Annotated in this window: 12 protein-coding genes and 1 pseudogene; 10 read left to right on the forward strand and 3 right to left on the reverse strand. The window is 63.3% G+C overall.

Annotated elements, in window-relative coordinates:
* The 4 genes from WEB61_RS13705 to WEB61_RS13720 form a co-directional block, all read left to right on the forward strand.
* A partial coding sequence (locus WEB61_RS13705; protein ID WP_368064899.1) for a uroporphyrinogen-III C-methyltransferase occupies nt 1-480 on the forward strand: 480 nt, incomplete at its 5' end.
* A gap of 64 nt (nt 481-544) precedes the next feature.
* Nucleotides 545-763, forward strand: a complete 219-nt coding sequence (locus WEB61_RS13710) for an alkylphosphonate utilization protein (protein WP_368064900.1) — start codon at nt 545-547, stop codon at nt 761-763.
* Nucleotides 764-810: 47 nt separating this feature from the next.
* Complete coding sequence (locus tag WEB61_RS13715; protein WP_368064901.1) at nt 811-972, forward strand: transcriptional regulator; 162 nt, start codon at nt 811-813, stop codon at nt 970-972.
* A gap of 480 nt (nt 973-1,452) precedes the next feature.
* A complete protein-coding gene (locus WEB61_RS13720; RefSeq protein ID WP_368064902.1) occupies nt 1,453-2,226 on the forward strand; it encodes a hypothetical protein in 774 nt (257 codons plus the stop codon).
* Between the two features lie 9 nt (nt 2,227-2,235).
* On the opposite strand, the gene WEB61_RS13725 is transcribed toward WEB61_RS13720, so the two are convergent.
* Nucleotides 2,236-2,796, reverse strand: a complete 561-nt coding sequence (locus tag WEB61_RS13725) for a histidine phosphatase family protein (RefSeq protein ID WP_368064903.1) — start codon at nt 2,794-2,796, stop codon at nt 2,236-2,238.
* Nucleotides 2,797-3,036, reverse strand: a complete 240-nt coding sequence (locus tag WEB61_RS13730) for a DUF1289 domain-containing protein (RefSeq protein ID WP_368064904.1) — start codon at nt 3,034-3,036, stop codon at nt 2,797-2,799.
* An 82-nt stretch (nt 3,037-3,118) separates the two neighbouring features.
* On the opposite strand from WEB61_RS13730, the gene WEB61_RS13735 reads away from it, so the two are divergent.
* The 5 genes from WEB61_RS13735 to WEB61_RS13755 all read left to right on the forward strand — a co-directional run bounded on the left by WEB61_RS13735 (nt 3,119) and on the right by WEB61_RS13755 (nt 8,665).
* On the forward strand, nt 3,119-4,105 hold the full coding sequence (locus WEB61_RS13735; RefSeq protein ID WP_368064905.1) for a nicotinate-nucleotide--dimethylbenzimidazole phosphoribosyltransferase: 987 nt from the start codon (nt 3,119-3,121) through the stop codon (nt 4,103-4,105).
* 57 nt (nt 4,106-4,162) lie between these two features.
* Nucleotides 4,163-4,858 (forward strand): hypothetical protein, encoded by a 696-nt coding sequence (locus WEB61_RS13740; protein ID WP_368064906.1) that lies wholly within the window; start codon nt 4,163-4,165, stop codon nt 4,856-4,858.
* Nucleotides 4,859-5,092: 234 nt separating this feature from the next.
* Entirely contained in the window at nt 5,093-6,289 is a 1,197-nt protein-coding gene (locus WEB61_RS13745) for an acyl-CoA dehydrogenase family protein (protein ID WP_368064907.1), read from the forward strand.
* A gap of 39 nt (nt 6,290-6,328) precedes the next feature.
* Nucleotides 6,329-7,459 carry an acyl-CoA dehydrogenase family protein gene (locus WEB61_RS13750; RefSeq protein ID WP_368064908.1) on the forward strand — a complete coding sequence of 377 codons (1,131 nt, stop codon included), beginning with the start codon at nt 6,329-6,331 and terminating at the stop codon, nt 7,457-7,459.
* 120 nt (nt 7,460-7,579) lie between these two features.
* Nucleotides 7,580-8,665, forward strand: a complete 1,086-nt coding sequence (locus tag WEB61_RS13755; protein ID WP_368064909.1) for an SDR family oxidoreductase — start codon at nt 7,580-7,582, stop codon at nt 8,663-8,665.
* 5 nt (nt 8,666-8,670) lie between these two features.
* On the opposite strand, the gene WEB61_RS13760 is transcribed toward WEB61_RS13755, so the two are convergent.
* Nucleotides 8,671-10,182 carry a sensor histidine kinase gene (locus tag WEB61_RS13760; RefSeq protein WP_368064910.1) on the reverse strand — a complete coding sequence of 504 codons (1,512 nt, stop codon included), beginning with the start codon at nt 10,180-10,182 and terminating at the stop codon, nt 8,671-8,673.
* Nucleotides 10,183-10,405: 223 nt separating this feature from the next.
* Between WEB61_RS13760 and WEB61_RS13765 the strand changes: the two are divergent.
* Nucleotides 10,406-10,502 (forward strand): annotated as a pseudogene (locus tag WEB61_RS13765) (enoyl-CoA hydratase); the annotation flags it as partial.

The raw sequence follows: 10,502 nt of genomic DNA on the forward strand, positions 1-10,502 counted from the left end.
CCCTTCCGCCTGGTGCCCGGCGTGACGGCCGGCGTCGGCGGCCTCGGCTATGCCGGCATCCCGGTGACCCACCGCGACATCAACCACGCCGTCACCTTCGTCACCGGCCACATGGCGGGCGGCGCGGTACCTGAAAATCTCGACTGGCCGTCGATCGCCAGGGGCTCGCCGGTCATCGTCCTCTACATGGCGCTCTCGCATCTCGAGGCGATTGCGACGCTCTTGATCGAAAACGGCCGCCGCACCGACGAGCCGGTGGCCCTCGTCCACAACGCCACGCTGAAGGACCAGAAGGTCCTCGAAACGACACTGGGCACCGCCGCCGCCGATGTCGCCCGCGCGGACTTCAAGGCCCCCGCCATCATCGTCATCGGCGATGTCGTGCGCCTGCGCGAAGGCCTCGACTGGCTCGGGGCGCTGGAAGGCCGCATCCTGAAGCGCGATCCGCTGGACGCTCGCGCGAAAAAGGACGCGGGTTGATCGTTGCGGCGGGCGCGGCGGGCGCCTAAAGAAGGCCTTTCAATCCTTCGAACGGGCGGGCCTCATGACAGATACAACGAAAGACAGCAACGGTAACGCGTTGGCCGATGGCGACAGCGTCATGGTCATCAAGGACCTGAAGGTGAAGGGCACCTCCGTCACGCTGAAACGCGGCACGGTCGTCAAGAATATCCGCCTCACCGGCGATACCGGCCTCATCGAGTGCAATGCCGAGAAGGTGAAGGGCCTCGTCCTCAAGACCGAGTTCCTGAAGAAGGTTTAAGATGATCGGCATGCGCATTACAACAGGGCCGACGCGGAGACCGTGACATGACGGAAATCAGACCGATCCATTCCGACGCCGATTACGAATGGGCGTTCAAGGAGGTCGCGCGTTATTTCGAAAGCGAACCCGTGCGCGGCACGATGGAAGGCGATCGTTTTGCGCAACTTCTGAAAATGATTGAGGCTTTTGAATCCGAGCATCCCTGATTCAAAAAACTTATCTCCCCCCCACCAAACCGCCCCCATATTAGATACATCTCGCTCCACCGAAGGGCGTGTCCGGACTGGCCGAATGCGTGGAGAGGGAATGCTGCAGTCTTGCGGTGTGGGACGCCAGACCCCACTGCCGAAGAGGTCGACTGACGTGGGCCGGTTAACGACCGGCGGGGTAGCGGCCGGTATGCGCCGGACTACCCGCGACGCGGCAGACGTCGAACCGAAAATCGCAGCGCGCGGGGCGGGAACGAGACCGCCCTTACATGTGCCACATGTCACATGCAAGACATGTACGGTCGAGTTCAATGCGCCCCGCGCATCCTTCTATTTGTTGCGTGCCGAAACCCCGGAAGCATCGCTTCGCGGGGCTTTCGGTGCGTCCGCGAACGGCGATTTTCTTTGACTTTGGCATGTCGAGTGCCAATATTTTGTCCGGCCATTTGGCGGTAGCGATTTACGGGGGCGTTCGCAATGTTCCGTTTCTGGCTTCAGTTCCCTCCTTTGCTGGTTCTGCCGGGCCTGCTGTTTTTCTTCGCGCTCGCCGGCGGCATCATTCATTGGCTGCAATGCCGTTCGCGCCTGAGCGCACGGATCGCGAACGGCGCTCTCGGCCTTCCGACCTTCGTGGCGGTGTCGACCCTTTTCGCGCTCTTCGCGGGCTTTCTGCTGGCCGACACCATGACGCGGAAGGATCGGGCGTCGCAGGCGGTGCAGACCGAAAGCGCGGCGCTGCTCGGTCTCGGCATCGGCAGCGAAATGTCAGACGGCAACGGCGCGGCGATCCGCGCGGCGATCCGCGTCTATGCGCGGTCGGTCACCGCCGATGAATGGCCGCGCATGCTGCAGGAGCGCAGCAGCGCCGGCACGGAGCGGGCCTTACTGGCGCTGATGCGCACGGTGCATGAAGGTCCCGTTGCCGACGGCGTGTCGCCGGCCGTTCACGGCCACATGCTGTCGCTGATGCAGAACATCGTCGATGCGCGCACCGACCGCGTCGCCATCGTCACCGATCGCCTGCAGCAATTTTCATGGACGGCGCTTTTCCTGCTTGGCTTTATTACGCAATACGTGCTCGGCATGGGTTTTCTCGACCGGCCCGCCGCCAATTTTTCGGTGATCGCGATTTTCAGCCTCGCTGCCGTCGTCGCCCTCTGGCTGATCGCCATCCAGGACAACCCCTTTCGCGAACCGAACGGGGTCTCGCCCGCGCCGTTCGAAAAGATTCTGGATACGCTGGCGGAGTAGGGCGGCGCGCTAGCCGAGCGTTTCGGCGAGCCAGTGCATTCTCTCGCCGCCCGGCGGATCGAGCCGTATCACCTGGCCGTTCATCGCATAGGGAATGTTGTCGATCCGCGCATGGCGCAGCACGCTCCAGAACACGCCGCCATGCGCGACGACAAGCACGGGGCCTTCGGCTTCCAGCGCCTTGTTGACGCCACCAAGCGCGCGGACAAGAAAATCCTCATACACTTCCGCCCCATTGGGCAGGTAGCGGCCCTCGCGCCAATCGGTGAACCAGTCGCCGCCATCGCGTCCCTCATCGGCGCCGAGCCCGCATTCCTTCAATTCGTCGATCACCAGAAATTCGCAACCGCCCGCCGCTTCACGCGCATGGCGCGCCGTCTCGAAGGCGCGCGAGAGCGGGCTGGTGCAGATGGTGCGGATGCCGAGCCCGCGTACGATTTCGGCAGCGGCGCGCGCTTGCGCAAGGCCGGTTGCATTGAGCGGAATGTCGATCTGGCCTTGCGCCTTGCGATTGAGATTCCAGTCGGTCTCGCCGTGGCGAACGAAGTAGAAAGGCACGTCTCTCAGCATTCACGTCTCCAAAGCGGTGGCGATTTTCGCAAGCGCCTCTTCGGGCGCCGTCGCCTTCGGTCCCAGCGCCGCGATGCGCTCGGGAAGCGCGTGCAACACCTCGTCCCGTTCGGCATCGCTCATGCGCGACCAGCCGGCGATTTCCTTCAACGTCCGGCCGCAGCCGACACAGGCATTCGCGCGGCCGTCGACGGCGCAGATGCTGAGGCAGGGGCTTTTGATCGGCTTCGAGTAAGTCACTTGGTTTTTCCGGGTTCTCGCCTGTCGTGCAACGGAGTATAGAGCGGGGCATCTCGAATCCCACGTCATGCCGGAGACGTCAATGACCCGTGCCGCCACCGGCCTGCCTTTCGACGACATCCGCAATCTGCTGACGGGTCTGCCGCAAGCGGACGAGGCGGCGCGCGCCGCCGCGCAGGCGCGCACGCGCGATCTCGCGGTGCCTCAAGGGTCGCTCGGCCGCCTCGCCGAAATCGCCGAATGGATGGCCGCCTGGCAGGCCAATCCGAAGCCCGCCGTCAACCGGCCTCTCGTCGCGATCTTCGCCGCGACACACGGCCTCGCCGCCGCCATGCCCGGCGCGGACGCGCACGCGACCCATCGTCTCGTCGAGCTCTATGCGGCAGGTGGCGCGGCGGTCAACCAGATCGCGCTTCAAATGGATGCGGGTCTCAAGGTCTTCGACCTCGCCCTCGATCTGCCGACCCCCGACATCCGCACCGATGCGGCGCTTTCGGAAGCCGCATGTGCGGCCACCATGGCCTTCGGCATGGAGGCGATCGCCGGCGGCACCGATCTCCTCTGCATCGGCGCGGCCGGGGAGGGCAACCGCACGGTCGCGGCAGCGCTCGCCTGCGCGCTTCTCGGCGGCGCGCCGGGCGACTGGACGGACGGATCGGCAGGGGCGGGCGAGGCAGTCACCGCCGCCCTCGCGCAGCACGAAGGCCATCTCGCCGATCCGCTGGAAGCGCTACGCCGTGTCGGCGGCCGCGAATTCGCGGCCATTGCCGGCGCCATCCTTGCCGCCCGCTACCAGCGCATCCCCGTCCTGCTCGACGGCTTCGTCTCCTGTGCCGCAGCGGTGGTGCTCTGGAAAATGGATCCGTCGGCGCTCGATCACTGCAGGGCAGCGCACGCTTCCGGCGACCCGGCCCATGCGCGGCTGCTCGCCGCCATGGGGCTCGATCCCCTCCTCGAAACCGGCATTCGCCTTGAAGAGGGAGCCGGCGCTGCGCTCGCCATCGGCCTCGTCAAATCGGCCCTAGCGGTCCACCAGGGCATGGCGGCGCGGGATCAGATTGCTGACTAGTCCCCATGCCGCTGTCGGGCGTATAATTAAAGGTGCAAAACAAACAGGGGGCAGATCGTGCCGAATACGCTTGGGCTCGATGACGACCTGGATAGCGTTGTACTGCTCAGGGAAATTGAGCGCTCCTTTGGTGTCACCTTTTCTGACAGTGAAGCATTGGAGTGCCTCACCGTCGGTGACGCATTCGAAATTCTTGAGCGGCATTTCCTGGCGGAAGCGAGTGAGGGAGGATGCGCAACCAGTATGGCCTTCTACCGGCTCCGGCGCGCGTTGCTCGATCTTGGCGCACAGGGAAGGTTGCGGCCCGAAACCGGTTTGGCGAATGTGACCGGCCTTGCTCCAAGGCGCTTGATGGATGAACTCGAGAGTCGTTCCGGCCTTCGGCTGCCGGTGGTGATGGCAAGCAGCTGGTTGCTCGGCCTCTTTTTTCTCCTGTTTGCAGGTCTGTTGGCCTCGGCCCTTGTTGGGAACGGTTGGCTCGCCCTCGGTCTGTTGGTGTTCGCTTTGGCGACGTGGCGGTTTCTCATACCCCGCGACGGAGGAACGCTCCCCAATGGCTGTGAGACGCTTGGCGGATTGGCCCGGAAGGCGGCAACCCTGAACTATGCGCAATTGGTGGGGCAGGGGGCGGGCGTAAGAGACGGCGATCTCTGGCGGGTGTTTTGCGATCTTCTTGCCGAACACACGGTGCTTCCAAAAGAGGAGATAGGAAGGGAGACTTTCCTGCTCCAGAAACAGATGAAGACGGCTTGAGGCCCCGCGCCACCGTTCAAAACCGAACAGCGCCCCGTTCGCCACATACCGTCCGCGCGCTTGCAACAGGGGACGTTGCGACTATTATCACCGCCAAAATAGCGTCTCGGCACGCGGGATCGACGGGGCATTGCGCTCCCGGACGGGCGGCACCGGACCTTGAAAACGAATAAGCCGGCGTGAAGCGCGGGAGGCGAAGACCGCCCGCGCGCCGCCACTATGGAGGTAGACCCTATGGACATGCGCTTTTCCCCCGAAGAGCTTGCCTTTCGCGGCGAGGTTCGCGAATTCATCGCCAACAACTATCCGCAGGAACTGAAGGGCGGCACCCGCCGTTCGCGCGGCGAGATGTCGAAGGAAGACATCCTGAAATGGCACCGCATCCTCTACAAGAAGGGCTGGGTCGTGCCGCACTGGCCGGTCGAATATGGCGGCACCGGCTGGACGATCACCCAGCGCTACATCTGGAACGAAGAGAACGCGCGCGCCGAGACCTCGCCGCTCTTGCCCTTCGGCCTCTCGATGGTCGGCCCGGTCATCTACACCTTCGGCAACGAGGAACAGAAGAAGCGTTTCCTGCCCGGCATCCTCTCGGCCGACGATTGGTGGTGTCAGGGCTATTCCGAACCGGGTTCGGGCTCCGATCTCGCCAGCCTCCGCACCAAGGCGGTGCGCGAGGGCGACCACTACATCGTCAATGGCGGCAAGACATGGACGACGCTGGCGCAATTCGCCGACTGGATGTTCTGCCTTGTCCGCACCGATCCGAACGCCAAGGCCCAGGAAGGCATTTCCTTCCTGCTGATCGACATGAAGACGCCGGGCATCACCGTGCGCCCCATCATCACGATGGATGGCTCGCACGAGGTCAACGAAGTCTTCCTCGAAGACGTCAAGGTACCGGCCGAGAACCTGATCGGCGAAGAGAACAAGGGCTGGACCTATGCGAAGTTCCTGCTCGGCAATGAACGCTCCGGCATCGCCGGCGTCGCGCGCTCCAAGAAGGCCGTCGAACGGCTCAAGAGCATTGCGAGCGCCGAACTGATCGACGGCGCGCCTCTGATGAAGACGGACGAGTTTTCCCGCAAGGTTGCCGAACTCGAGATCGATCTTTCCGCGCTCGAAGTGACGGAACTCAGGACGCTCGCCGCCGAGAGCAAGGGCAGGGGTCCCGGTCCCGAAGCCTCGATCCTCAAGATCAAGGGCACCGAAATCCAGCAACGCATCACCGAGCTCGCGGTCGAAGCGGTTGGCAACTATGCGCTGGTGCAGGCGCCGCGCATGGAGGCGACCGGTAACGAATTCGTGCCGGGCCCCGACTACAGCGCCGGCACCGCGCAGGATTATTTCAACATGCGCAAGACCTCGATCTTTGGCGGATCGAACGAGATCCAGCACAACATCATCGCAAAAATGGTTCTGGGCCTCTGAGGGTCCAGAACGCAAAAACATCAAGGGGAAGGTCACGAGATGGATTTTTCGTTCACTGAGGAACAGACGCTGTTGCGCAACACGGTGCAAAGCCTCCTCGCCGACAAATACGACTTCGACACGCGCCGCAAGGTGACGAAGACGGCCGATGGCTGGCGTCCCGAAATGTGGGCGCAATTCGCCGAGCTCGGCCTTCTCGCCGCGCCCTTCTCCGAAGAGCTGGGCGGCCTCGGCGGCGGTGCGATCGAGAACATGATCATCATGGAAGAGTTTGGCCGTCATCTCGTGGTCGAGCCCTATGTCGAAACGGTGGTGATCGCCGGCGGCTTCCTCCGCGAAGGCGGCACGGCGGCACAGCAGGAAGCACTGATCCCCGGCATCGTCGGTGGCGAAACGGTCTGGGCCTTCGCCTATGCCGAGCCGCAGGGCCGCTACAATCTTGCCGACCTGACGACAACGGCGAAGAAGGACGGCGCGGGCTACACGATCAACGGCTACAAGGCCGTTGTCCTCGGTGCGCCCTGGGCGCAGAAGCTGATCGTGACGGCGCGCACCTCCGGCGGCCAGCGCGACCGCGACGGCGTCTCGGTCTTCATCGTCGACAAGTCGGCTCCGGGCGTTTCGACCCGCGACTACCCGACGGTCGACGGCCGCCGCGCCTCCGAGATCACCTTCGAGAACGTCAAGGTCGGCGCTGACGCGCTGATCGGCGCCGAAGGCAAGGGCCTGCCGCTCGTCGAGAAAATCACCGACGAGGCGATTGCGGCGCTCTCGGCCGAAGCCATCGGCTGCATGAAGGAGCTCAACACCGCGACGGTCGAATATTGCAAGACGCGCAAGCAGTTCGGCGTGCCGATCGGCAAGTTCCAGGTCCTGCAGCACCGCATGGTCGACATGTTCATGGCCTATGAGCAGTCGGTGTCGATGACCTACATGGTCAACCTGAAGCTCGGTGAGAGCGACGCGGAGCGGACGAAGGCGGCCGCCGGCGCCAAGGTTCAGATCGGCAAGGCCGGCCGTTTCGTCGGCCAGCAGGCCGTACAGCTTCACGGCGGCATGGGCATGACCGACGAGCTCAATGTCGGCCACTACTTCAAGCGCCTGACGATGATCGACACGCAGTTCGGCAATGTCGACTATCAGTTGAAGCGCTATTCCGAAGCCGCCTGAGCACCGTGTTGGGGAAAGAATGAAGGCCGCTCTTCGGAGCGGCCTTTTTCTTTGGTGCTTTTTGACGTTACCCGTTCCTGCTTCTAGGCTCAGCACTGGAAACGGCAACGGGAGGAAAGCATGCAGGAGCATGTTCTGGTCGCGGGCGCCACGGGTGTTGTCGGTTTTGCGGCGATGAGGCATTTCGCCACGCGCGGCTACAAGGTGACGGCGCTTTCTCGCCGAAAGCCATTCGAGACCTTTGGCGCGCGTCATCTGGCGCTCGACCTCACCGACCGCGCCGCCTGTGCCGACACCCTGTCCGCCATGACCGATGTCACGCGCGTGGTCTATGCCGCACTCTACGAAAAGCCCGGCCTTGTGGCGGGCTGGCTCGAGGCGGACCAGATAGAGACCAACCGGCACATGCTCGAGAATCTCCTGGACCCGTTGGAAAAAGTCGCACCGCGTCTCCGTCACGTTTCGCTCCTGCAGGGTACCAAGGCCTATGGCGTGCATGTCCGCCCGCTGACCGTGCCCGCGCGCGAGAACCGCGACGAGATGAAGGAGCAACCGAATTTCTACTGGGATCAGGAAGACTATCTCCGCGCGAAACAACAGGGCAGGGGCTGGCACTGGACCATCTTTCGTCCGCAGATCATTTTCGGCTTCTCGCTCGGCGCGGCAATGAACCTGATCCCCGCCATCGGCGTCTATGGCGCCTTGCTGAAGGAGGAGGGCAGGCCGCTTTCCTATCCGGGTGGTTCCTCATCCGTGCTGGAAGCCGTTGATGCCGATCTCCTTGCCGACGCCATCGCCTGGGCGGGCGTCCGCGACCGGCGGGAGAATGCGATTTTCAACGTCACCAATGGCGACGTCTTCGTCTGGAGGAACGTTTGGCCTGCCATCGCCGATGCGCTTGGCATGAAGCCGGGCGAGGCAGTCCCCATCTCCCTCGGCGTCGAAATGCCGAAGCGGGCCGACGAGTGGGACGCGCTCCGCGCGAAATACAATCTCGCTGCACCGGACATGGCATCCTTTGTCGGCGAGTCCTTTCACTATGCGGATTTCACGATGGCCTATGGCGCGGAGCGTCAGACGCCCGCCGCCATCGTCTCGACGATCAAGCTGCGAAAGGCCGGCTTCCACGATGTGATTGATACGGAAGACATGTTCCGCAAATGGTTCCGGCTCTTTCAGGAGAAGCGGCTGTTGCCGCCACGCTGAGAACGTCAGGAAGCGCGTTTGGTCATGGTCGCGCGCGGGAGCAGGCGTTGTGGCGGCAGCACGCATTCGGCCTGCGTGCCCTCGCCGAGCTTGCTCTTCAGTTCGAAGCGCCCGCCATGGACCGCGAGCAGGCCTTTGACGATCGAGAGGCCGAGCCCCGAGCCCTTGCCCGGCTGCGCCAGGCCAGACGCACCCTGGGTGAAGGCATGCAGCACCTTGTCGATCTCTGAGTCGGCGATGCCCGGTCCGTGGTCGTGGACGCCGAAGCGCATTTCGCCGTTGGCTTCCATGCGGGCGAACATCCGGACTTCCGAACCCGGCGGCGAAAACTTGATCGCGTTGGTCAGCAGGTTGATCCAGGTTTGGCGCATGGCACGCGCATCGCCATGGAAGATCGGCAAATGCGGTTCGAAATCCGCCGCGATCGTTACCCGCTGGCCTTGTGCCCGGATTTCCAGGATGCGGCGGCTGTCCTCGGCAAGCTGCGCGATGTCGACATCCTCTTCGGTGATCTGGAAGCGGCCGGCCTCGATGCGCGAGAGGTCGAGAACGTCGTTGATCAAGCCGAGCAGATGCTGACCCGAGCGATTGATGTCGTCGGCATATTCCTTGTAGGTCGGCACGACATGCTTGCCGAAAATTTCCGACGACATGACCTCGGAGAAACCGATGATGGCGTTGAGCGGTGTTCTGAGTTCATGGCTCATATTGGCGAGAAAATGCGATTTGGCGCGGTTGGCTTCTTCGGCGCGCGCTCGGGCGGCGTCGGAGTCGCGCTTGGCCTTGAAGAGCTGGTCGATCAGCACATTCTTGTCCTCGCGCAGGGCGGTCGCTCGCTGCATGGCGCTGTTGACCTGCGCGGCGAGCTTGATTAGCAGCACCGCAAAAGCGACGAGGACGACGCTGATCGCAAAATAGAGCCCTTCGCCGTAGAGCGCCATGCGCAGCGCCAGTGCGGCGATTGCCGGCAAAACCGCCCAGTAGAAGGCCGGGAAATAGAAAATCGTCACCAGCGTCATTGGAACGAGTGCAATGGTGACCGACGAGATCAGATAGCTCTGGTGCAGGGCGTCGTCCGGCTGCCAGAAGAGGAAGAGGAGCGATGAAAAGCAAATCGAAAAAAGGGCCGTCAGCCCCTCGAAACGCCAGCGCCAGCGATTGACGTTTTCGGGCTCGACAGTCGTCCCGAGAAAATCCCGCGCGGTGGTGTAGGTCGCGACATGCAGGGCCATCATCGCGCCGACCCAGATCGCGATATATTGCCAGGCAACGACCGAGGCATGGCTGAGGCCGAACACGGCAATCAGCAACGGAAATGCGTAGGGCATGCTGGCTTGCGACTGTGCCAGCGATTCGAGTTGGGCGAGCCGCGCCTTTGGTGACAATTCCGTGCCTGTCCCGCTCATCGCGGCCGCATACGAGCGCAAGGCCGTCCATCGCGACCGCTCGGTTGGGGGGCCGAAGAGGCCGTCGCTGGCGTCCGGCGCTGCGTCCCGCGATGCCTCGTCCAGTGCCATGTAGCGCCCCTCCTGGCGTCAAACCGGGAGACCGCCCGCAACCCGGCGTCGTGGCGCGGCGGCTCCTCGATTTCATTGGCCAAGCCTCGGCGAAAAGTCTTAACAAGGTTTTCCAAAAGATGGTTAAAGCTGCATAATTCCGCGCAACCACGGCAGGAATGTCGGCTCGACAAGCGCGGCTGTTTCACGCTGGCGCAATGCACAGGAAAGAGGCAATCCCGTAATGAGCGAACCCCTGATTTTCGAGAAGGACGGCCCGGTCGTCACCCTGACCATCAACCGGCCGGAGAGCCGCAATCCGCTGGGCGCGCCGGAAGACG

The sequence above is a fragment of the Parvibaculum sp. genome (assembly GCF_040882025.1).
In the GTDB taxonomy this organism is placed as follows: Bacteria; Pseudomonadota; Alphaproteobacteria; order Parvibaculales; family Parvibaculaceae; genus Parvibaculum.

Bases quoted from the DNA above. Each gene is read 5' to 3' on its own strand.
- WEB61_RS13710 (WP_368064900.1), top strand. From the start codon at position 545: ATGACAGATACAACGAAAGACAGCAACGGTAACGCGTTGGCCGATGGC.
- WEB61_RS13715 (WP_368064901.1), top strand. From the start codon at position 811: ATGACGGAAATCAGACCGATCCATTCCGACGCCGATTACGAATGGGCG.
- WEB61_RS13720 (WP_368064902.1), top strand. From the start codon at position 1,453: ATGTTCCGTTTCTGGCTTCAGTTCCCTCCTTTGCTGGTTCTGCCGGGC.
- WEB61_RS13725 (WP_368064903.1), bottom strand. From the start codon at position 2,796: ATGCTGAGAGACGTGCCTTTCTACTTCGTTCGCCACGGCGAGACCGAC.
- WEB61_RS13735 (WP_368064905.1), top strand. From the start codon at position 3,119: ATGACCCGTGCCGCCACCGGCCTGCCTTTCGACGACATCCGCAATCTG.
- WEB61_RS13745 (WP_368064907.1), top strand. From the start codon at position 5,093: ATGGACATGCGCTTTTCCCCCGAAGAGCTTGCCTTTCGCGGCGAGGTT.
- WEB61_RS13750 (WP_368064908.1), top strand. From the start codon at position 6,329: ATGGATTTTTCGTTCACTGAGGAACAGACGCTGTTGCGCAACACGGTG.
- WEB61_RS13755 (WP_368064909.1), top strand. From the start codon at position 7,580: ATGCAGGAGCATGTTCTGGTCGCGGGCGCCACGGGTGTTGTCGGTTTT.
- WEB61_RS13760 (WP_368064910.1), bottom strand. From the start codon at position 10,182: ATGGCACTGGACGAGGCATCGCGGGACGCAGCGCCGGACGCCAGCGAC.